This window comes from Neisseria sp. 27098_8_139 (genome assembly GCF_041433195.1).
GTDB classification, from domain to species: domain Bacteria; phylum Pseudomonadota; class Gammaproteobacteria; order Burkholderiales; family Neisseriaceae; genus Neisseria; species Neisseria subflava.
Map to the genome: position 1 here is coordinate 13,513 of NZ_JAPWBA010000016.1, position 22,273 is coordinate 35,785.

At 48.4% G+C, this 22,273-nt stretch carries 20 protein-coding genes, 1 tRNA gene and 1 pseudogene; 4 read left to right on the plus strand and 18 right to left on the minus strand.

Going from position 1 to position 22,273, the window contains the following annotated elements:
• Positions 1 to 4: 4 nt before the first annotated feature.
• The 3 genes from O3660_RS10440 to O3660_RS10450 all read right to left on the minus strand — a co-directional run bounded on the left by O3660_RS10440 (position 5) and on the right by O3660_RS10450 (position 2,515).
• The gene (locus tag O3660_RS10440) at positions 5 to 655 is read right to left on the minus strand and encodes an HAD family hydrolase (protein WP_049352777.1); all 651 of its coding nucleotides are present in this window, start codon (positions 653 to 655) and stop codon (positions 5 to 7) included.
• A 69-nt stretch (positions 656 to 724) separates the two neighbouring features.
• Positions 725 to 1,669, minus strand: a complete 945-nt coding sequence (locus O3660_RS10445) for a cation diffusion facilitator family transporter (RefSeq protein WP_049352779.1) — start codon at positions 1,667 to 1,669, stop codon at positions 725 to 727.
• Positions 1,670 to 1,684: 15 nt separating this feature from the next.
• Positions 1,685 to 2,515 carry a ferritin-like domain-containing protein gene (locus tag O3660_RS10450; protein ID WP_049352781.1) on the minus strand — a complete coding sequence of 277 codons (831 nt, stop codon included), beginning with the start codon at positions 2,513 to 2,515 and terminating at the stop codon, positions 1,685 to 1,687.
• 289 nt (positions 2,516 to 2,804) lie between these two features.
• Between O3660_RS10450 and lolA the strand changes: the two genes are divergently transcribed.
• Positions 2,805 to 3,425, plus strand: coding sequence for an outer membrane lipoprotein chaperone LolA (gene lolA / locus O3660_RS10455; RefSeq protein WP_049352783.1), 621 nt, complete (start codon positions 2,805 to 2,807; stop codon positions 3,423 to 3,425).
• A gap of 76 nt (positions 3,426 to 3,501) precedes the next feature.
• Here the strand turns inward: lolA and glmM are convergent, their stop codons facing one another.
• Together glmM and O3660_RS10465 are read right to left on the minus strand one after the other, a co-directional pair.
• On the minus strand, positions 3,502 to 4,839 hold the full coding sequence (glmM, locus tag O3660_RS10460; RefSeq protein WP_049352784.1) for a phosphoglucosamine mutase: 1,338 nt from the start codon (positions 4,837 to 4,839) through the stop codon (positions 3,502 to 3,504).
• Between the two features lie 199 nt (positions 4,840 to 5,038).
• A complete protein-coding gene (locus O3660_RS10465; protein WP_003685059.1) occupies positions 5,039 to 5,896 on the minus strand; it encodes a cytochrome c5 family protein in 858 nt (285 codons plus the stop codon).
• A 285-nt stretch (positions 5,897 to 6,181) separates the two neighbouring features.
• Between O3660_RS10465 and O3660_RS10470 the strand changes: the two genes are divergently transcribed.
• A tRNA-Arg gene (locus tag O3660_RS10470) sits at positions 6,182 to 6,257 on the plus strand.
• 91 nt (positions 6,258 to 6,348) lie between these two features.
• Here the strand turns inward: O3660_RS10470 and O3660_RS10475 are convergent.
• Positions 6,349 to 7,542, minus strand: coding sequence for an amino acid aminotransferase (locus tag O3660_RS10475; RefSeq protein WP_049352787.1), 1,194 nt, complete (start codon positions 7,540 to 7,542; stop codon positions 6,349 to 6,351).
• 110 nt (positions 7,543 to 7,652) lie between these two features.
• Positions 7,653 to 8,426: a FadR/GntR family transcriptional regulator gene (locus O3660_RS10480; RefSeq protein WP_049352790.1), complete on the minus strand. Its 774-nt coding sequence runs from the start codon at positions 8,424 to 8,426 to the stop codon at positions 7,653 to 7,655.
• A gap of 428 nt (positions 8,427 to 8,854) precedes the next feature.
• Between O3660_RS10480 and O3660_RS10485 the strand changes: the two genes are divergently transcribed.
• Positions 8,855 to 10,831 (plus strand): TonB-dependent copper receptor, encoded by a 1,977-nt coding sequence (locus tag O3660_RS10485; RefSeq protein ID WP_049352791.1) that lies wholly within the window; start codon positions 8,855 to 8,857, stop codon positions 10,829 to 10,831.
• Positions 10,832 to 10,958: 127 nt separating this feature from the next.
• On the opposite strand, the gene O3660_RS10490 is transcribed toward O3660_RS10485, so the two are convergent.
• From O3660_RS10490 to O3660_RS10505, 4 genes are all read right to left on the minus strand, one after another.
• Positions 10,959 to 12,296, minus strand: coding sequence for a sodium-dependent transporter (locus tag O3660_RS10490; protein WP_049352792.1), 1,338 nt, complete (start codon positions 12,294 to 12,296; stop codon positions 10,959 to 10,961).
• 267 nt (positions 12,297 to 12,563) lie between these two features.
• On the minus strand, positions 12,564 to 13,469 hold the full coding sequence (locus O3660_RS10495) for a metal ABC transporter solute-binding protein, Zn/Mn family (protein WP_141752822.1): 906 nt from the start codon (positions 13,467 to 13,469) through the stop codon (positions 12,564 to 12,566).
• A gap of 79 nt (positions 13,470 to 13,548) precedes the next feature.
• Positions 13,549 to 14,424 carry a metal ABC transporter permease gene (locus tag O3660_RS10500; protein ID WP_003747573.1) on the minus strand — a complete coding sequence of 292 codons (876 nt, stop codon included), beginning with the start codon at positions 14,422 to 14,424 and terminating at the stop codon, positions 13,549 to 13,551.
• A 76-nt stretch (positions 14,425 to 14,500) separates the two neighbouring features.
• Complete coding sequence (locus O3660_RS10505; RefSeq protein WP_210398831.1) at positions 14,501 to 15,226, minus strand: metal ABC transporter ATP-binding protein; 726 nt, start codon at positions 15,224 to 15,226, stop codon at positions 14,501 to 14,503.
• A gap of 270 nt (positions 15,227 to 15,496) precedes the next feature.
• Between O3660_RS10505 and O3660_RS10510 the strand changes: the two genes are divergently transcribed.
• Entirely contained in the window at positions 15,497 to 15,844 is a 348-nt protein-coding gene (locus tag O3660_RS10510) for a DUF2288 domain-containing protein (protein ID WP_318250444.1), read from the plus strand.
• On the opposite strand, the pseudogene O3660_RS10515 reads toward O3660_RS10510, so the two are convergent.
• The 7 genes and pseudogenes from O3660_RS10515 to hpnD form a co-directional block, all read right to left on the minus strand.
• Positions 15,807 to 16,729, minus strand: a pseudogene (locus O3660_RS10515) (IS5 family transposase). The gene O3660_RS10510 and the pseudogene O3660_RS10515 overlap by 38 nt on opposite strands.
• A gap of 223 nt (positions 16,730 to 16,952) precedes the next feature.
• Positions 16,953 to 17,321, minus strand: a complete 369-nt coding sequence (gene apaG, locus O3660_RS10520) for a Co2+/Mg2+ efflux protein ApaG (RefSeq protein WP_049350701.1) — start codon at positions 17,319 to 17,321, stop codon at positions 16,953 to 16,955.
• A gap of 96 nt (positions 17,322 to 17,417) precedes the next feature.
• Positions 17,418 to 17,906: a phosphatidylglycerophosphatase A gene (locus O3660_RS10525; RefSeq protein ID WP_049350702.1), complete on the minus strand. Its 489-nt coding sequence runs from the start codon at positions 17,904 to 17,906 to the stop codon at positions 17,418 to 17,420.
• On the minus strand, positions 17,899 to 18,855 hold the full coding sequence (gene thiL, locus O3660_RS10530) for a thiamine-phosphate kinase (protein ID WP_049350700.1): 957 nt from the start codon (positions 18,853 to 18,855) through the stop codon (positions 17,899 to 17,901). Before thiL ends, O3660_RS10525 begins: the two co-directional genes overlap by 8 nt.
• Before the next feature lie 187 nt (positions 18,856 to 19,042).
• Positions 19,043 to 19,762, minus strand: coding sequence for an SDR family oxidoreductase (locus O3660_RS10535; protein WP_049350699.1), 720 nt, complete (start codon positions 19,760 to 19,762; stop codon positions 19,043 to 19,045).
• 95 nt (positions 19,763 to 19,857) lie between these two features.
• The gene (hpnE, locus tag O3660_RS10540; RefSeq protein WP_049350698.1) at positions 19,858 to 21,162 is read right to left on the minus strand and encodes a hydroxysqualene dehydroxylase HpnE; all 1,305 of its coding nucleotides are present in this window, start codon (positions 21,160 to 21,162) and stop codon (positions 19,858 to 19,860) included.
• A complete protein-coding gene (gene hpnD / locus O3660_RS10545; protein ID WP_049350697.1) occupies positions 21,159 to 22,007 on the minus strand; it encodes a presqualene diphosphate synthase HpnD in 849 nt (282 codons plus the stop codon). Before hpnD ends, hpnE begins: the two co-directional genes overlap by 4 nt.
• Between the last annotated feature and the right edge of the window lie 266 nt (positions 22,008 to 22,273).

Here is a 22,273-nt window from a genome sequence, read left to right on the forward strand (position 1 = left end):
GGTTTTAACGCAAGATTGCCAACAAATCCAAAGGCGTGGCAATACGGAAATCGGCAAGCCAGTTTTCGGTTTGGTCTTCGGCGGAAATATAGCCCCAATCGGCCAGCACGGTCGTCATGCCTGCATTTTTTCCTGCCTGCATATCGCGCTCTGCATCGCCGACATAAAAACATCGCTGCGCCTCAACGCCAATCTGTTCGCACGCATAAAACATAGGCTTCACGCTGGGCTTGGGTTCATCGCAAGTATCGCCACTAACAATCACGGCAGGAGGCACGGTAAACCCGAGCTTAGGCACGAGGACATCGGTAAAGCGCATAGGCTTGTTGGTGATAATGCCCCATTGGATACCGCGTTGAACTAAGGCTTCCAGCATTTCGTTTACGCCGTCGAACAAGATGGTTTGGTCAGCATAGCAGCGGCTGTATTCATCCAAAAACTCTTTGCGCCATTGCATATAATCCGGATGGTCGGGCGTAATGCCTGCACCAAGCTTGAGCAAACCGCTTGCACCGTGGCTGGCCTGCGGACGGATTTCATCCATGCTTTTTTCTGGCAAACCGTGTCGGCGCAATACCGTGTTGAGCGCGCCACCCAAATCAAGTGCAGTATCGGCAAGCGTGCCGTCAAGGTCGAATAATACGGCTTGGGTCATAAGTGTTCCTTTGATGATTTTAGAAGGCCGTCTGAACAATCCAACAAGTTTCAGACGGCCTGAATATGGTTAATGGTGATGATGTTCGTGCATTTCTTGCGAACACAAAACTTCATCTTTATGCGGATGCTGTTCGCTTTCAATCTGAATCGTACAATGCCCGATGTTGTGATGCGCCAATTCATGTTCGATGCGATAGACGATTTGTTCGGACTCTGCAACCGTCATACTGCCATCGACAACAATATGGCAGGACAAAACGTGGATATTGCTGGTAATCGTCCAAACATGCAAGTCGTGAACAGATTTTACGCCCTCCGTATTGCGGATAACGCTGAGCAACTCATCGGTATGGATGTTTTCCGGCGCGCCTTCCATCAAAATGTGCAAAGTCTGTTTAAACAGCTTCCAGCCGCTGCGCCCTACCAAAGCCGCTACCAGCACGCTGGCAACCGTATCCGCCCATTGCCAGCCATACGCCATCATCAGTACCGCTGCGACAATCGCCCCTATCGAGCCGAACAAATCGCTGATTACATGAAGATACGCGCCGCGCATATTGACGTTTTCTTCAGTGTCGCCATTTTTCAACATATAAACGGCCACGCCGATATTAACCAACAAACCGATGATACTGACCACCAACATGCCGCCCGTCAAAATTTCCGGCGGATAAAACAATCGTTTGACTGCTTCATAAAAAATCATCGCCGCAATCAACACCAGCGACAATCCATTAAACATCGCCGTCAAAATTTCAAAACGCTTATAGCCAAATGTTTTTTGCAGCGTGGTCTGTTTCTCGCCAAGTTTGAATGCCCACAATGCCACGCCCAGCGAAAACGCATCGCTGAACATATGCCCCGCATCGGAAAGCAGGGCCAAAGAGTTGGTCAGCCAGCCGCCGACCGCCTCAACCAGCATAAATCCGGCAATGACGAAAAAGGAAATACGCAATACCTGCTTATTGGCGGTATGCGTATGCGCGTGCGAATGATCGTGATGATGTGCCATGATGATTTTACCGTTTCAGACGGCCTTTTTATCCTGTTTCAAACTTTTCTCAAAATCTTCCAACATATCCAGCTCGAAACGGCTGAATCCTGCACGTTCCCGTGCTTCGATATTGACGTAGCCGCGGAAGATAAACATATCGTAACGCGCAATCAGGCTGCGGAACAGGGAAACCGGTTCCAAACCGCGCTCACGGCAAAGATGCTGATACCAATGATTGCCGATGGCGACGTGTCCCACCTCATCGCGATAAATAATATCCAACACATCGCAGGTTTCTACATCGCCACGCTGCGCCACTTTTGCACGAATACCCGGCGTAACATCCAAACCGCGCGCTTCCAATACCCGTGGCACCAAAGCCATGCGCAACAAGGGATCGTAAGCGGTTTTATACGCCATATCCCACAAATGCCCGTGCGCTTCAAAATCGCCGTAATCGTAGCCCAAGCTGTTCAGACGGCCACGCATCAAGCAGAAGTGAAACACTTCTTCTTTCGCTACCCTTACCCAATCGCGTACAAACTGAAACGGCATATTGCGAAAACGATACGCCGCATCCAAAGCCAGATTAATCGCATTAAATTCAATGTGCGCAATCGCGTGCAACATAGCCGCATATCCTTCGACCGTATTCATCTTGCGCGGCGTGACTTCTGATGGCGCAACCAAACGCGGACGCAACGGATGTCCGGCAAAACGGCAATCCACAGGTTTCGACTCATCAACCGTCAAACCTTCCGCCTCGCCCAACTGCGCAAACAAGGCCTGCGTCAATCTTCCCTTTTCATCCGGATTGTCCGACAGCAAAGCCTGTTCCAATAAAGGATAAGGATTCAGATACATACAAAACCATTGTTTTAAAAAGATAAATATTATAACCGTTTTAAAAAGCAAACAGAAAGACTATAATTTCATGCTTTCCGTAAAATGACATTAAATACCACACCAAACCCTTGCTCGTTTCATTAAAAAAACGTCAAAACCAAATGCAGGCCGTCTGAAGAAATGAAATTATTTCAGTCACTTGATTGGATTTTTCATATTTACACAAATTAAACCCTCCATTCAGCCCCTTGCCTGTTACACCATAACGTCTATACTGAACCCATCTCTCCGAACAAGGAACCAAAACATGAAAACTACCCGACTGTTCACCCTGACCGCTGCCACGCTGCTTTCTTCAGCCATCGGCTTTGCACAAGCCGGCGCAGTGGACGCCCTGAAAAAATTCAATAATGACGCCGACGGTATCAGCGGCAACTTCAGCCAAACCGTTCACAGCAAAAAGAAAACCCAAACCACACACGGTACATTCAAAATCCTGCGCCCGGGCTTGTTCAAATGGGAATACACCAAACCCTACAAACAAACCATCGTTGGCGACGGCAAAACCATTTGGCTCTATGACGTAGATTTGGCGCAAGTAACCAAATCCTCACAAGACCAAACCATCGGCGACAGCCCTGCCGCCATCCTCTCTAATAAAACGGCATTGGACAGCAGCTACACGCTGAAAGAAGACGGTTCTGCCAACGGTATCGACTACGTTTTGGCTACGCCTAAGAAAAACAACGCCGGCTATCAATACATCCGCATCGGCTTCAAAGGCGACAACCTCGCCGCCATGCAGTTGAAAGACAGCTTCGGCAACCAAACCAGCATCAGCTTCAGCAGTTTGAACACCAAGCCTAACCTTTCCAGCGGTATGTTCAAATTCACGCCTCCTAAAGGCGTTGATATTTTGAGCAACTAAGCTTCTGATGAAATACAAAGGCCGTCTGAACAACAGACGGCCTTTTATTTAGTTCAATTAAAAATCAAACACACTGTTACTTTTGACCTTGAATGGCAGCGGCAATTTTTTCTGCGCCTTTTTTCGCCCAGTCTGCCTGCTTGGCTTCCACCATCACACGCACGACAGGCTCGGTACCGGATGCACGCAAGACCACGCGGCCTTTGTCTTCGAGTTCTTTTTCCACTTCAGCCAAAGCCTCTTTGGAAGCGTCCTGCCAGTTTTGGCCTTTTTTAATACGGACGTTAATCATGGTTTGTGGATAAGGCTGCCAATCGGCGCAAACTGTGGCAAGGTCTTGATTCAAGGTTTGCAATGCCGCCAAAACTTGCAGCGCGGAAATGATGCCGTCGCCGGTATTGTGTTTGTCCATACACAAAATATGACCGCTGGCTTCTCCGCCAATCAGCCAACCGCGTTGGTGGAGCTGTTCCAACACATAGCGGTCGCCCACTTTGGCGCGACAGAAATCAACGCCCTGCTCTTTCAAAGCAATTTCCATCGCCATATTGGTCATCACTGTACCCACCACGCCGCCGATTTCCACGCCTTCGTGCGCGCGTGCTTTGGCAATCACATAAATCAGGCTGTCGCCGTCATACACTTTGCCATTGCGGTCAACCATCATCAATCGGTCGCCATCGCCATCCAAGGCAATGCCGTAATCGGCTTCATTTTGCAACACAGCCGCTTGCAAAGCTTTCGGATGGGTTGCACCACATTTCTCATTGATGTTGTAGCCGTTTGGCTCATCACCGATACTGACCACTTGCGCACCCAATTCGTGGAATACTTTAGGCGCAACTGCATAGCCTGCACCATTGGCGGTATCGACCACCAATTTCAGACCGCGCAAGTCCAAATGGCTTGGGAAAGTGGATTTACAGAACTCGATATAGCGGTCATCCGCACCATTAATCCGGCGCGCGCGGCCCAAACGGCTAGACGGCTGGGCTTTCATTTCTTCATCGATTTTGGCTTCGATTTCCAACTCGATTTCATCGCTCAACTTCACACCGCCTTCTGCAAAGAATTTAATGCCGTTGTCGGAATAAACGTTATGGGAAGCAGAAATCATCACACCGGCAGACAAACGCAAAGCGCGGGTCAGATACGCTACACCCGGGGTCGGCAGAGGGCCGGTTTGAATAACATTGACACCTGCGGCAGTAAAGCCGGCAATCAGCGCGGCCTCCAGCATATAGCCTGAAATACGCGTGTCTTTACCGATTAAAACGGTCGGTTTAATTTCACCTTCGTGCTGTACCAAAACCTGACCTGCCGCATAACCCAATTTCAAGACAAAATCAGGATTGATAGGGAATTGACCGACTTCGCCGCGTACACCGTCAGTACCGAAATATTTTTTTGCCATGAGATAACTCCGTGATTGTTTTGTCGTATGTGAATATGGTTGAACTTCTTTAAAAGAATATTGTGTTTGAAGGCCGTCTGAATCTTTCAGACAAACCATAATCTACTACTTACGTATTATAGCAAGATCAGGCCTTCCTGCACGAAAAAAGCGCATCCTATGCAGAATGCGCTTTCTATTCGAGAGTCAAAGTCAAATCTTAGAATTTAGCACCAGATTGATTAGCCATGTAATCAACTGCAGCTTTCACTTCATCGTCGCTCAGGCTGCCGTTACCGCCTTTGGCAGGCATTGCGTTAAAGCCTTCGATTGCATGTTTGTGCAGGGTGTCTTTACCTTGTTTGATACGAGGAGCCCAGTCTTCTTTTTTGCCTACATGAGGAATACCGGGAACCGCACCACCGTGACATGCTTGGCAACTGGCTTCGTAAACTTTTTTACCGTCTGCACCGCCGGCAGCTGCGCCTTTGTCTTCAGCTTTGGCAGCATCTGCTTTAGGAGCATCGGCAGGAGCCGCACCCTCAGCAGCAGGAGCTGAAGCAGCTTCGCCGGAAGCAGCGGCATCGGCAGGAGCCGCAGCATCAGGATCAGGGAAAGTACCGCCGGCTTTGTTGGCCATATAAGTAATCACGCGTTTCAATTCTTGATCGGTCAAATCAGCCGCACCGCCTTTGGCAGGCATTGCGTTGAAACCGTTCAAAGCGTGTTGGAACAAGGTGTCAAAACCTTGGGCGATACGAGGAGCCCAATCGCCTTTGTTTTCAAATTTAGGCGCATTAGGAACAATGCTGTCCGCCGCGTGACATTGGATACAGATTTTGTTGAAAATCTGGTCGCCTTGACGTTCGCCGACAGGGATGCCGTCGCCCAGTTTGAGTTGGCCGACTGGCTGGATACGGGTTTGAGTCGCAGCTTCGGTTGTTTCGTTAACATCGCCGAATGAACCGCTTCCTGCCAATTTGATCAGGAAGAAAATCACTGCAATAACAATAACGATACCGCTCACAAGGGTGAACAATGCAGAGCCTTGGGCTTTGTGGTCGCGGAGTTGTTTCATTTGGTAGGCCTCGCCGTTAGGTTAGGTTGTGCTGTAAGTTATAGTTTATGTGTTAAACGCAATTAACAATATTTTGCTGGATTATACTGAATTCGCAAAGGCTTTCCAATCCATCTTGAGAAAAAGATACGCAAAAATCCTCAAAAAGGCCGTCTATAATCCATAAGCCTTTGTAGTTAATTGATTATTCCAGCCATGCAAAAAAGTGACCGCCAATGCCACTTTCAGACACTTTCAAGATAAACTTTGCCAATAAAGCCAATATGCGTTAACCTTACGGCTTCCGCACCCATAGCTCAGTTGGAAGAGTGTCAGTTTCCGAAGCTGGAGGTCACAGGTTCGATCCCTGTTGGGTGCGCCAATTATAAATAGGCCGTCTGAAAGATGAAAATTTTTCAGACGGCCTTTTGATTTACTTCAAATAAAACTACATTCAATTTCAGATTGAACGGCTATTGCAACACTTTGGCAAATGCCTCGGCCACATAATCGATATTTGATGCATTCAAACCGGCCACACACATCCTGCCCGAATCAAGCAAATAAACGGCAAACTCGTCACGCAGGCGGCGTACCTGCTCTACGGTCAGGCCTGTATAGCTGAACATGCCGCGCTGTTTGATGAAATAGCTGAAATCGCGATTGGGGATTTTGGCCGTCAAAACATCATAAAGCTTCTGACGCATGGCACGGATACGGTCGCGCATGGCGTAAACCTCGTTCTCCCACAAAGCGCGCAAATCATCGCTGTTCATCACATCAGACGCAATATATGCACCATGCGCGGCAGGGCTGGAATAAATGCGGCGGACGGTAAATTTTAACTGTCCGAACACCAGCTCTGCTTCTTCCTTATTGGGACACACTACGCTCAAACCGCCGACGCGCTCTCCGTACAGCGACAGGTTTTTCGAGAAAGAGTTGCTGACAAACAAAGGCAGACCCATTTCGACGGCTTTACGGATTGCATAGGCATCGCTGTCCAAATCCTCGCCGAAACCTTGATAGGCAATATCCATAAATGGAATCAGCTTGTGCGTTTTGATGATGTCCAACACTTCATCCCATTGTGCTTGCGACATATCTACGCCGGTCGGGTTTTGACAGCATGGGTGCAAGATCAAGACGCTGTTTTCCGACAATGTTTTGAAAAACGCAGTCATTTCTTCAAATTTCACGCCGACGGTTTCAGGGTTGTAATAAGGATACGTCCCCACTTCAAAACCTGCGCCTTCAAAAATGCCTTTATGGTTGTCCCACGTCGGATCGCTGACATAGGCTTTTGCATCAGGGAACCAACGGTGCAAAAAGTCGGCACCGACTTTCAATGCCCCCGAGCCGCCTAAAGTCTGTACGGTTGCAACACGCCCTTCTGCCAATGCCAGATTATCCTTGCCAAACAACAAACGCTGAACCGCGCTTCGATAAGTGTCCAAACCTTCCATCGGCAGATAAGGCGATGGTCGCGGTACGGCCGCACGCTCTGCTTCTGCTCGGCGGACAGATTCCAAAACCGGCATTTTGCCTTCGTCATCAAAATAAATGCCTATGCTCAAATTGACTTTTTCAGGACGCTCGTCGCGTTTGAAGGTTTCAACCAAACTCAAAATCGGGTCGCCCGGATAATACTCGACATGACGGTACATGGTGCTTCCTTTGTTTTCAGACAGAATTGATGAAGATTGTGGCACTAAAAGTCCTTATTTGCAAAATCAGGCCGTCTGAAAAATTCAGACGGCCTGATTATTTTTAAACGCTACCAATCTACCCGTTTCAAATCATTTTGTGCCAATACATCCGCATGCTCGCTGCGGCTTTGATATTCCCTGTCCTGCAAAATGCGGTGGGCGACATAATTCAAATGCAGCTTGGCCGCTTCAGCAGCCTCTGCCGGTTTGGCCTGGGCAACGGCTTCAAAAATAGCGCGGTGCTGGGCAATCAATGTCGGGCGCGGGTCTTCGGTTTGATGGATATAGATAATGCCGCTGCGTGTTTGCTGATAAAGCATTTTGAGCAGGCTGCTGGAAAGGTGGCTGAATAGGATATTGTGTGCAGCATCGGCAATGGTTTGATGGAAGCTGACGTCTGCTTCGGCCTGATGCTCCAAATTTCCGCTTTCACAAGCCGTTTCAAACTTCTGCCTCCAAAAGTCAATGCGTTTCAAATCGGCGTCAGTCCGTCTTTCGGCAGCCAGCGCCGCCATACAGCCTTCAACATGACAGCTAAAATCGAATACGTCTGTTTCCCAATTGGTATGTTTGCCGAGCAACTCCTGCCAGCTTTGTAAAAAATCCTGTTGCGGCTTGACGGAAACATAATAGCCATCGCCCTGCCGCGCTTCCAAAACCTGCTTCGCAATCAAGATATTCAATGCCACCCTGACCGACGGACGTGATACGCCGAATTCTTCCGCAAGCGTACGTTCGGGAGGCAATTTACTGCCTTCTTCATAAATGCCGGTAGCGATACGTTCTTCCAAAACGGCTAAAACCTGATCGCTGATTTTTTGCGGACGAACCAATTTCGTCATGTTGTATTCCTGATGATTGAAGGACAGTTTTATTCAGACGGCCATAAATTGGATTGACCAATTGGCCGCCCATTCTAATCAATCCCCTATTTTTTCGTCAAGAAATGTTATCAAATCGCAACATCAATAGAAAATCATAAGCAAATGACGCTTTCTATACCAAATATCTTCTTGCTTTCAGTTAAATAATTAAATTAATGAAATTCCCAATAATCAAGTTTAAAACCATATTGGTATTTTTTATGAACTGCTTAAGAAGAATCAAATTTTACCATTACTGGTATAACCAAATCACGAACCAGCAAAACATGCAAATAAAATGATAAATATTGATATAAGTTAAAAACAGTATGTTTTAATTTTACTAAACTTTATATATACTACTTAAGCATTACTCAATATGACACTTAATAATAGAGAGAAACTACATGAAATACCCACCATTACTTATCTTGCCTATCGTCTTAGCCGTATCCCAAGCATGGGCAGACACTGACCCTGTACCTGAAGAAACAGTTACCCTTTCCCCTGTCACCGTCACCGGCACACAACAACAAAAAGCCAACCGCGTTACTTTCAACCCCAAAGCTGCTTTGCAACCCCTCCCTGCCGGTGACGGGGCAGACCTTTTGCAATCCGTGCCTAATATGAGCATCATCCGCAAAGGCGGCAGCTCGGGCGATCCATTATTCCGTGGTTTGGGCGGCTCGCGCCTCTCCGTCAATGCCGACGACCAGTTTATTTATGGCGGTTGCGGTATGCGTATGGACCCACCGACTGCCTATATTCACCCAAACTCATTTGATCAAGTCGTGGTCACCAAAGGCCCGCAAACCGTCACCCAAGGCATGGGCTTGGTCAGCGGCTCGGTACAGTTTATCCGTAAAGATCCTGATTTCACTGAAAAACCTTATAACATTAACGCCACTCTGACAGCAGGCAGCAACGACCGCCTTGACGGCTCGCTGGAAGCCGAGTTCGGCGGAAAATACGGCTACGTCCGTACCAATATCTCCCATAACGAAGCCGACGATTACAAAGACGGCGACGGCAACCGCATTCACTCCAACTTCAAACGCGACAGCCAAATGTTGCAACTGGGTGTTACCCCGACAGAAAATACCACCATTGCCGGCACATACGAGCGCAGCAGGGCCAAGGTTGCCTACGCCGACCGCATGATGGACGGCAGCAAATTCGACCGTGATGCGTGGAACATCCGCTTTACCCAACGCAACCTTACCCCATGGTTCAGCGAGTTGGAACTGCGCTATGGTAAAAGCGAAATCGACCACGTGATGGACACATACAGCCTGCGTACCATCTACGATCCTGCCGGCATGCAGATTAAAAATGCCAACAACCCTAAACGCAATACCGATACAGGCCGTCTGAAAGCCACTTTCGACTGGGACAAGCTCAACCTGCAAACCGGTTTGGATTATCTGGACGACGTCCACGTCGCACGCATGGAGCGTGGTGGCGACGGCTACAGCCACAAGCCTTACATGCCCAACCAAAGTTTCAAACAATGGGGTATTTTCACCGAAGCCTCTTGGCAGCAAACCGACAATCAACGCTGGGTAGCAGGTTTGCGCCATGACCAAGTCAAAGCGCATTACGATACCGCACGCGTGACCAACCCCGTTTTGAAACATCAAAAATTCAATTTGAACTCAGGATTCCTGCGCTGGGAAAGAAATACGGACAACGGCCTGAAATACTATGCCGGCTTCGGTATTGCCGAACGCGCACCTGACTACTGGGAACGCCTGCACTCTGAAAACAAAGCCATCCGCGCAGAGCAAAACCGCCAAATCGATGCTGGTGTAATCTGGAAACGTCCTAACCTCCACGCGTCTGTATCCGTATTCGGCAGCGACATCAAAGACTTCATCATGATGGAGCGCCAAGGCATGAATTTCGGCGTGCGCAACATCAACGCTTCTCGCTTTGGCGGCGAAGCCGAAGTCAAATGGACATTTGCGCCTAACTGGGAAGTCGGCACCAGCCTCGCCTACACCCACGGCAAAAACCGTACCGACGGCAAACCTTTGGCACAAACTCCGCCACTCGAGTGGAACAACACCCTCGCCTTTGACAACGGCAAATTCAGCGCGGGCGCATTATGGCGCGTCGTAGCCAAACAAAACCGTTACAGCAAAGGCCAAGGCAATATCGTCGGTCAAGACATCGGCGCTTCTTCGGGCTTTGGCGTACTCTCGCTTAACGCCGGTTGGAAATTCAGCAAATACGCCACATTGCAAGGCGGCGTGGACAACGTGTTCAACAAAACCTATGCTGAATTCGTCAGCCGCGGCGGCGACCCGTCTGCCGGTACACAAACCATGCGCGTGAACGAACCCGGCCGTACTGCATGGCTGAGACTGCAAGCGAAGTTCTAATCAGCCTCGCGCATATATAAAAAGGCCGTCTGAAAAATTTTCAGACGGCCTTAATATTTTTAATGATGTTTTTAAACAAACAGTCCGGCGAAACAATGCAACGCCGGACTGTTTGCTCTCTATCGGATTAAATCAAACCCAAAGAGTTGATGAACACCACAATAATCGCAATCGGCGCAAGATAGCGAAGCACACCCAGCCACAGGTAAAGCAACTGTTTCGGAATGGTACTGCCCATGCCCGCATCGCGCAGGACGGACTGTTTGTCCTGAACCCATGACGTAAACACGGCAACGCTCAATGCGCCAATCGGCATGATAACGGCGGAAATAATGAAGTCCCACAAGTCAAAAATGGTTTTGCCGAAAATTTTAAACTCGCTCCAAACGCCAAATGACAGCGCCGAAGGAATACCGACTATGAAAATCGCAATACCGGTTACCCAAGCGTGACTGCTGCGCTTTTTCTCGTCTTGACGGATGGTTGCTGCGATAACGGTTTCCAGCATGGAAAATGCGGAAGTCAGCGTCGCAAAGACAACCAACAGCATAAACACGGCAAACAAATATGTACCCATCGGCATTTTCATGAATACCGCAGGCAACACAATAAAAATCAAACCAGGGCCTTGACCGGGTTCAAAACCGAAGGCAAATACCGCAGGGAAAATCACCAAACCGGCCAGCAGCGACACAAACAGGTTCATCCACATAATCATATGGCCGGAGCGGAACATATCCTGATCCTTACCCAAATACGAGGCATAGGTAATCATCGCAGACACGCCGATACTCAAGGCAAAAAATGCCTGACCCAAAGCAGTCAGCATCGTGCCCGGTTTCAAATACGACCAATCCGGTTTCAACAAGAATGCCACGCCCTCCATTGCGCCGGGCAAGGTCAGCGAACGAACGGCCAGTGCGATAAAGAGGATAAACAAACCCGGCATCAACACGCGGTTTGCCTTTTCAATGCCGTTTGAAATGCCGCCTTTAACCACCCAAATGGTAATCAGCATGAACAAGCCTTGGTAAAACAGCGAGCCAAACGGTGAAGAAATCGTGTTGCCGAACAAGGCTTCAAAATCCGCACCGGCATGAATTTCGCCGGTAAAGCTGTGCACAACGTAGTTCAACACCCAGCCGCCGACCACGCTGTAAAACGACAGCAAAATAAAACACGCGGCCACACCCATGCGGCCGACCCACGGCCACTGCGAACCCGGACGCAATGCTTTGAAAGAATCGATGGCGTTTTTACCGCCCGTACGGCCGATGTAAAACTCGGCCAGTTGAACCGGCAAGGCTACCAAAATCGTAAAAATCAAAAACAAAAGAAAAAATACAGCGCCACCGTTTGTACCGGCCGTATAAGGGAATTTCCAAATTGCACCCAAACCGATGGCCGAGCCTGCCGCAGCAAGCACAAAGCCGATTTTGGATGACCAAGACGAATGGTTGCTCATGATGTAATATTAAGAAACGTGAAGATGCCGAATTGTAACAGGGTGAAGTCAAGCCGTGAGTGGCTGACGGACAGCCGATAAGCAATTCGCACGGATGGTGCGTACTTACCAAGCAAATTAGCATGAATTTTTGATAATTAAACTTTTAATAGCACAAATTTTATTTTTATATTTTAAATTTGACGGTTTATTTTAAAAATAAGCATATAAAAGGCCGTCTGAAACCTTGTTTTTAAGGTTTCAGACGGCCTTTATCCTTAAGCCGCTTTATTTTTTCATGGCATCGGTCAAAACTTTGACATTGTAGCGGTACATACCGATGTAGCTGTTGGCCGGTGCGCCACCCAATGCATCAGAATACAAACGTCCGCTGACATTGACGCCGGTTTCTTTGGCAATACGGTCAATCATACGCGTGTCTTTGATGTTTTCAGTAAAGACGGCCTTAATGCCCTCGCGTTTGATTTGGCGGATGATGGAAGCCACTTGTTTGGCAGACGGCTCGGCCTCACTGCTCACGCCTTGTGGGGCGATAAATTCAATATTGTAGCGTTTACCCATGTAAGAGAACGCATCGTGTCCGGTCAAGACTTTACGCTTGGCGGCAGGCACGGCATTAAAGGCAGCCTGTACATCGCTGTGCAGTTTTTTCAGCTGCATTTGATAGTTGCCCAAACGTTGCTGATAGTAAGTTTTACCTTCAGGATCGGCTTGAATCAAAGCATTGGCAACGTTTTGCGCATAAGTACCCATCAGAACGGGGTCGGTCCAAACATGCGGGTCAAACTCGCCATGATCGTGATGATGGCCTTCGTGATCGTGGTCATGATGATGGCCGCCCTCTTCTGCTTTCAACGCCTGAATGCCTTTGGTCGCTTCGGCAAAAGGAACTTTGCTCTGTTTGACTGCGCGCTGTACATCGGCGGCTTCCAAGCCCAAGCCGTTGAGCAATACCAATTTGGCACTGCGGATTTTTTTGATGTCGCCACTGGTCATGTGGTAGGCATGGCTGTCTTGATTTGCGCCCACCAAGCTTTGAACGGCCACACGGTCGCCACCAATCTGTTTGGCCACATCGCCCAAAATGCTGAAGCTGGTCACAACAGGCAAAGGAGCGGCATAAGCGGCACCGGTCAATAATGCGGCAACAATGCCGAGTTTCCAATGTTTCATATTCTCTCCAGTGATATAACGTAACATTAACATCATCATAAGACAGACCGCCTGATTATTCAAGCGGCCGTCTGAAAAATTATGCCGTGCGGTGTTTCTTGCGGCGCAGCCATTTTGCCAAAATGCCGCCTTCCCAACCAAACACAACGGAAATCAGGTAAAGCGTGCCGCAGCATAAAATAATCGCAGGGCCGGACGGGATTTCGATATGGTAGGAAAACAACAGTCCTGCCAAGCCGCAAAGCAAAGCCAATGCGACAGACAAAATCATCAGCCAACCCATGCTTTTCGCCCACAGTCTGGCGGTAATCGCCGGCAACATCATCAAGCCGACCGACATCAGCGTACCCAATGCCTGAAAACCGGCAACCAGATTCATCACGACCAGCACCAAAAACAGCACATGCCAAAAGCCGCCCTTGCCGCCGACGGCCTTGAGGAACAAAGGGTCTATGCTTTCCAACACCAGCGGGCGGAACATGACCGCCATCAGCAAAATAGTGACACTTGCAGAAACGGCAATCAGCTGCAAAGCCGGAATATCCACTGCCAACACCGAACCAAACAGCAAATGCAGCAAATCGACGCTGCTGCCGTTTTTGCTGACCAAAACCACGCCGATGGCAAGGCTGCTCAAATAAAATGCGGCAAAGTTCGCATCTTCTTTCAATGAAGTAAACCGGCTGACCAAACCTGCCAACAAAGCCATCAGCAACCCGGCCGCAAAACCGCCGACACTCATCGCAGGCAAACTCAAACCGGCAAACATATAGCCAATGGCCGCACCGGGCAAAACCGCATGGCTCAAGGCATCACCCACCAAACTCATGCGGCGCATCACCAAAAACACACCGACAGGCGCCGCGCTCAATGCCAGGCAGAAAATCGATGCCAAGGCATAGCGCATAAAGTCAAATTCGACGAACGGCGCGACGACCAAATCATATAAATCCATGTTTTATCGCTTTTTTATTAATCTCTGAAAGCCTTAGGCCGTCTGAAAAACACTTACTTTCAGACGGCCTTATCCATTAAACCGCGCACCAATCGGCCGCTTCCTGTTTCTGCATCATTCGGTTTGCCTGTGCCAAAAATTCATCAGTCAACACATTTTCCGTCGCACCGGCAGTCACTTTTTCACGCGCCAAAAGCAGCGTGTTGGCAAAATATGCCCTCACCTGCTCGTAATCATGCAACACGGCAATCACAGCCTGACCGTCCTGATGGCACTGGCGCAAAACTTCCAACAGTGCATAAGTCGTCCGCGCATCCACCGCGTTAAACGGTTCGTCTAGCAACAAAAATTTGGCATCCTGCACCAGCATCCGCGCGAATAACACACGTTGGAACTGGCCATTGGACAAGTGCGCGATTTGGCGCGTGGCAAAATCCTGCATTTCCACGCGTTCCAAAGCCGCCATTACGCGCTTTTTCTGCTCCGCGTTCACGCGTCCGAAAAATCCGATTTCATACCACAGCCCCATCGCCGCCAGTTCAAACACTGTCATCGGCTGGCTGCGGTCAATATCCGACTGCTGCGGCAGATAGGCAATATCCTTGCGCGCCATATTTTCATAGCGCACGCTGCCCGTGTCCGTCTTCTGCAAACCCATAATGGCTTTGAGCAAAGTCGATTTGCCCGCGCCGTTCGGCCCGAAAATCGTCCACATCTTGCCATCTTCAAACACCATATCGACATGGTGCACCACCGGCCTGCGCTGATAGCTGACCGTCAGATTCTCCACCACGATACTCATGGCGATACCGCCCAAAAATATACAGCCCACAACGCCGCTAATGCGACAAGCGCAATCAGCAGCCTTTGCAGCAATCCGGTCAACAATACAGAATTCATAAGCCTAAAACCGCCCTTGCCCAAATACGGACAACAGGCCGTCTGAAAGAAAATTAAAACATTAAAATGATACTGTATAACGTTAACCCTGTAAATTTCTTTCGTTTTCAGACGGCATCGGGCAAAAGGCCGAATATCGGTTACAATCCATTTTTTATTTGATGATTGTCCTATGTCTATTCCACTCTTAAACGAAAAACTCAATACCGAAACAGCCCGCATTTCATGGGAAGAGCTGCAACCCCACTTCGCACGCGGTGCCGCCATCTATGTTGCGCCTGATTTGGATTTGATTGCCGTCGCCCGCCATGTTGCCGAAGATGAAGCCGCACCATTGAAACAATGGATGGAACAAGGCAAATTCGGTGCCATCAGCGATGATATGGCGCGCACATTTTTAGCGGATAAGCAGGAAGAGACCTTTGCAAAAAAGTCTTTCCCCCAACAGCCAAAACCCAAACACAGGTTTTCGGTTGTTTCCGTCACATCGCCTTCAGATGGCTTTGCGCACTCACTTTAATCAGCCCGAAATAGGCTGCCCGGGCATAGCGAAATTTACGGTGCAGCGTCCCGAAGCTTTGTTCGACCACATAACGGGTTTTCGACAAATATCGGTTACGCTTCGTTTGATTTTCCGTCAGCGGACGGTTGCGGTGTGCTTTGCGCATAATGCCGTCCTGCAGCCGATGTTCTTCCAGATGTTGCCGGTTTTCCTTACTGTCGCAGCCTTTGTCGGCATAGACGGTCGTACCTTCGGCAATGCCCTCCAACAAAGGCGACAGGTGGTTGCACTCATGGGTATTGGCGGGGGTAATGTGCAGTTTCTCGATATAGCCTTCCTCATCGGTACGGGTATGTTATTTGTAACCGAGTCTGTATAAGCCGTTTTTCTTTGTCCGGCGGGCATCTTTGTCTTTGCTCGGTGTGGTTTGGCCGCTGACTTGTCCTTCCTCATCGACTTCTATGGCCTGACGCTGTTTGCTGCCGGCGGTCTGAATAATGGTGACGTCAATGACGGCGGCGGATGCTTTCTCTATTTTTAGGTTTTTTTCGGTCAGTTGGTGGTTAATCAGTTCCAGCAGTTCGGACAGGGTGTTGTCTTGCGCCGCCGGTTGCGGTAGCGGCATAAGGTGCTGTAATCGGGGATGCTCAGTTCGTCAAAACGGCAAAACAGGTTGAAATCGATGCGGGTGATGAGGCTGTGTTCGAGTTCGGGATCGGAGAGGCTGTGCCATTGTCCGGGCAGGACGGCTTTGAACATGGACAACAGGGGATAGGCGGGACGGCCGCGGTGGTCTCGGACGTAACGGGTTCCTTGACGATTCAGGTACTGCTCGATCGGCTGCCAATCAATCACCTGATCCAACTTCAATAGCGGGAAGCGGTCGATGTGTTTGGCAATCATGGCTTGGGCGGTTTACTGGAAGAAGGTGCTCATGGAAAATCCCCTAAATGTCTTGGTGGGAATTTAGGGGATTTTGGGGAATTTTGCAAAGGTCTCAGGAAATGTGGGCGGTTGTCGTGGTGCCGTGGGTATTGGTACAGCCTTGCAAAGACTGAATAAGGCCGTCTGAAAAATAGAAAACCGGAACATTTAGCATGTTCCGGTTTTCTATTTTTCAGACGGCCTATTGCAAAGTAAAGCCTGCTTTGAATTCAAGCTTCGGCACCCCGATAACGAAACGTTTGCCGATACTGTCTTCAAATTCATACGCACCTTCGATGCTGCCCCAAGGCGTGCTGATTTGCGAACCGCTGTGGTACTCATAGGCTTCGCCCGGGTACAAAACAGGTTGCTCTTCAATCAAGCCAGCATGACCGACCTGCTCTGTCTCACCGTGTCCGTCGGTAATTTCCCAAAAACGCTGACGCAAAGTAATGATTTCATCACTGCGGTTGCAGATGGTAATCAGATAATTGAAGGCATAGCGGTCGCGATAGACGTCGCTCTGACCGGCCATATAACGCGGCTCCACGTTAATCTCGATTTCATTCATAATTGTTTACCCCGTATGGTATTTATTTTATTTCAATCCGGATAATTCCGGCGTGCCCGCCCTATTTTTGCAAAGGGTCGAAACACTTAAAACGCATCACGCAATCCAATAAAACAGGCCCAAGACCATCAAGGTCATCACAGCCGCAATCAAATCATCAAGCATAATGCCTAAACCTCCATGAATCCGCCGGTCAAACCATTTGATCGGCCATGGTTTCAACGCATCAAACAAGCGGAAAATAATAAAAGCCGCCAGCCACCAGCTCCATTTAAACGGAATCAGCGACAGCACCAGCAGCATCGCGACAATTTCATCCCAGACGATACCGCCGTAATCCTGAATGCCTAGTTCCCGCTCGGTATAACCGCAAATGCGGATACCCCAAAAAAACAAGGCGATACACAATAAAAGCAATATCCAGCCGTCTATGCCCAACAGGCACAATACAAAAGCCAGAGGCAACGCTGCCAGCGTTCCGGCCGTACCTGGCGCAACCGGCGACAAGCCGCTGCCGAAACCGAATCCTAAAAAACACAATGGTTTGTGCAACAGCCAAGAAAAAGTAGGTTTACGTTCAGCCAAAATGATCAAATCCTAAAGAAGTCAGTTCCAATACGCCGCCTTCGGCATCCAAAATATTCAGACGGCCTGAGTCAGTAATTTTACCAATTCGGGCGACCGGTACGCCACTTTGTTCCGCTGCCTGATAAACGCGTTTCCTGTCTTCTGGAGCGGCAGTAAAAATCAGTTCGTAGTCATCGCCGCCGGCCAATACTACCGACAACCATTGCTCGCGCGACAACACATTTTTCAATTCAGGCAACGACGGCACACAATCGGCAAATATTTCCGCCCCGACAGCAGAGGCTTTCAAAATATGCCCCACATCTTGAGCCAGGCCGTCTGAAACATCTTGCGCGGCATGGGCAAACGGCAACAATGCCTGCCCCAATGAAACGCGCGGTTCTGGACGGAGCAATTTGTCATCGCAAACCGCCATGATTTCAGACGGCAATTGATAATGCCCCAGATGTTTGTTCAAAGCAGCGGCAGCCAAACCCAACCGACCCGATACCCAAATATCGTCGCCGACTTCGGCCGCATCACGCCGCAGGGCACGCCCTGTCGGAACTTCACCTACTATCGTTACATTAAAGACCAAATCGCCTTTGGTGGTATCGCCACCAATCAACACCGTATCAAAACGCACAGCCAAAGCAAAAAAGCTATCGCAAAAGCGTTTGAGCCAATCTTGATTCAATTCAGGCAACGCAGCACTGAGCAACACCCAACGTGGCTTGGCACCCATAGCGGCCATATCGGATAAATTTACTGCAAGCATTTTCCATGCCAAATCTTCGGGCGAAACATCTTCAAAAAAATGTCTGCCTTTGACCAACATATCAGCGCTAAAACATAAATCAAATCCGTTACTTGGGCGAATAATAGCGGCATCGTCCCCTATGCCCAAAATCAGACCTTCCGATTTTTGTCGCTGCAAATATTGTCTGATAAAGTCAAATTCCGTCATATTTATCCAATATAACTATAACTTAGATTACTATATCTAATTTTGTGCTAGCCTAATGTTTGCCTGCTAACACGTCAAACATCAAACTTCCATATTATTCAGATATAAAACTCAATAAGTTAAAGGCCATCTGAAAATACAGATTTCAGACGGCCTCATGTTTTCAAACCACTCTGAGCAGGTATATTTACAGATAGACGATTTCACCTGTCCGCCCCCTGCTCTCTTGGCTTGCCCACCAAATAAATTGCGGCAGGACATCTTCGTAGTTTTTACGTTCACTCTTCGATTCGCCCGGATGAGATTTAATACGTTGCGGCGAATTGATGGCACCCGGAACCAAAACATTGGCACGCAGGTTGTCAAAACGTTCCCACTCATCCGCAGCCACTTTACACAAATAATTGAGCGCGGCTTTGGAAGCACCGAAACCGCCCCAATAGGCTTGCGGTTTCTCGCCGTGGCTTTCGCCGACAAAAATCACAGAAGCGTCTTCGGATTGCTTCAACAATGGGAACAGCGCACGGGTCAAGCCCATAGGCGCAACGGTATTGATACGGTATTGGTTGACCCATTCCGATACGGTTTGGAAGTCCAATGGCGACAAGGCATAGAAATAGCTGGCACAATGCACCATGCCATCCAATTTTCCACCGGTAGCTTCATCAATAGTTTCCGCGAATTGCTTAAACTCTTTCTCCTCAGCGCTCATCAAATCAAAGCAGATGGCAAACGGCTCAGGGCTGCCTGCAGCCACAATGGCATCATATACTTTTTCCAAACGCTTTTGATGACGCGCCACCAAAATGACAGTCGCTCCGGCAGCCGCATAGGCTTTGGCAACCTGCTCGCCCAAGCCTTGGGATGCGCCGGTAATCAAGATGGTTTTGTTCGCTAATGTCGTCATGACTGTTCCTTGAACTTTATGGTTTCAGATATTGTATCGGCTTGGTAAGTTTTGTAAAGTCAAAAAGGCCGTCTGAACATTCAGACGGCCTCAGTTTATTCAACCCGTAAATCCAGCATCAGCTTTTCAGCCGCGGCAAAGCCTGACTGAACTGCAGCTTCCAATGTTGCCGGATAGCGCGGATGGAGATAGTCGCCGGCCGGATAAATACGGCGATGGTGCAACCATGAGAAATCAGGTTGTATAAAATCAACCGTTGCAGCCGTAGTCGCGCGTTTTTCCGTAATAATGCGTACGGCTTCGGGTTTATCCAAATCCGGACAAACCCGCTTAATGTCCGCATGAACTTTCTCGGCCAAATCTTTATCCTTCCAAGCCTCGGTACAATCGGAAACGCTGATAACGACTGCGACTTCATTATCCGGCAAGCCCAACGTCCCCCGATGTAGCACCCATTGCGCCGTACCATCGGCAAACCCGGTTAAAGGCGCAGGCAGTTTGACTGCTTGGGCATAACGCAAATAAACCGTGGTAATCGCATGATAGTGCAACGATTGATAGGCCGTCTGAATATAGTCAGGCGTATCTTCAGGCAGAAGCGCGTCAACATGATATGGCGCAACAGCCAAAACAACCGCATCAAATATTTCACCATTGATTTCAATTCGGCCATCAATATGATGGTTTAAATGGGAAACACGAGTTTCAAGATGTATCTTTGCACCATGTTTGTGCAGAAAATCCAAAGCTGGTTCGGCTACGATCCGCCCTAAATCCTGCTTAGGCAAAAGATAATCGCTGTTCGCCTTTTCAGACCACACGCCATCATTCAATACATTGCATAAAATGCGCAGCGATGCCTGTTCTAACGGAGTATTTAAAGCACCCCAAACCAAAGGTTGCCAAAATTGGCCAAGCAGGCTGCGGGGAATATTTCGTGTTCTCAACCACTTTGCAACCGTCAAATCGGTTTTATGATGAACTGCCCAACGTTGCAATGCTGACATATCCGACAGCAATTTGATTTTCAATGAAAAAGAAAGATTTTTCGCACGCAGGATGCCGACAAGCAAATGCCAAGGTGCAGGCAGAGAGGCCGTCTGAAACTGTAATCCTTCATGGATATACCATCGCAAAGGCTGGCGTAAAAAGGCTGATTCAGGTTGAACGCCAATATGTTGCATTAAAGTTTGAACACCATGATACGCACCCAACAAGATATGCTGCCCATTATCCAAAAAGCTGAATCCATCATCTTTCCCGGCTAAGGCACGCGCCCTACCGCCAGCCTGTCTCCCGGCCTCAAACAAAGAAATATCAGCTCGATGAATCAGGGAAACCGCCGCAGACAAACCTGCCCAACCGGCACCAATCACAGCAATTTTTGGACGCTTATTCATGGTTTAAATCCAAACAGCCAAGTTTTCAAAGCAATACGTTTTTTACGGGGAGAAGGAATCGCAATTTTATAAGTCAAAACATTTTGCGCACCATCACGGTCGATTTCATTCAACAACGCATAATAAATAGCCGCCATAATCAGGCCGACTTTTTGCGATTTCTTATCCTCAGCCGGCAAAAACAACATCGCTTCACGATAAGTTTCACGCGCCCTATTCACTTGAAATTGCATCAATTTTGCAAAATTGTCTGTCGGTTTGCACTGCATGATTACATTGGCAGGTACATCAAACTTCTGCATTTCCTCTATCGGCAGATAAATTCTTCCATGCCGCGCATCTTCGCCCACATCGCGAATAATGTTCGTCAACTGCAAAGCCAAGCCCATTTTGTCCGCATATTCCAAAGTTTTCGGATTGGAAAAACCTAAAATCCGCGCAATAAGACAACCCACTACCCCGGCAACACGGTGGCAATACAGCTTTAATTCATCAAAACTACCATAACGAGCCTGCTCCAAATCCATCTGCATGCCATCAATCAAAGCTTCAAATTCATTCTTCGGCAAGTCAAAATTTGCCCGAATATCTTTTAAAACTTGATGAACGGGATGCTCAGGCATCTCATTATTAAATACTTTCTCCAAATCACTGCGCCACCAATTTAACGTTATCTGAGCTACATTTGGATCGGTACAGCCATCAACCACATCATCCAGTTCGCGACAAAAAGCATATAAAACAGTGATCGCATTTCTTTTTTCTACCGATAAAAAACGAAAGCCGGATAAAAAACTGGAATGACTTTCTGCAACCTTTTGATGACAATAATCCAAAGCAAGCACTGTGTATCCTAAAAATATCGTTATAAATAATTAACAGGGATTTTATCTGTATTTAAAAAAGTACGCCAATATCAAATCTCATCTTACAACAAGGCCGTCTGAAAACTAATCTTAAGTATCTTTCAGACGGCCTAGCCAATATCGAAGCCACCAATATCACCACCAACAGCTGTATCAAAGAGTAGCCCCTCTGTACAGTTGCCCTACTCCGTTTTCCGTCAAATGCATTTGAGTACATATCTTTATTCCCTTTATCTTTTATATCC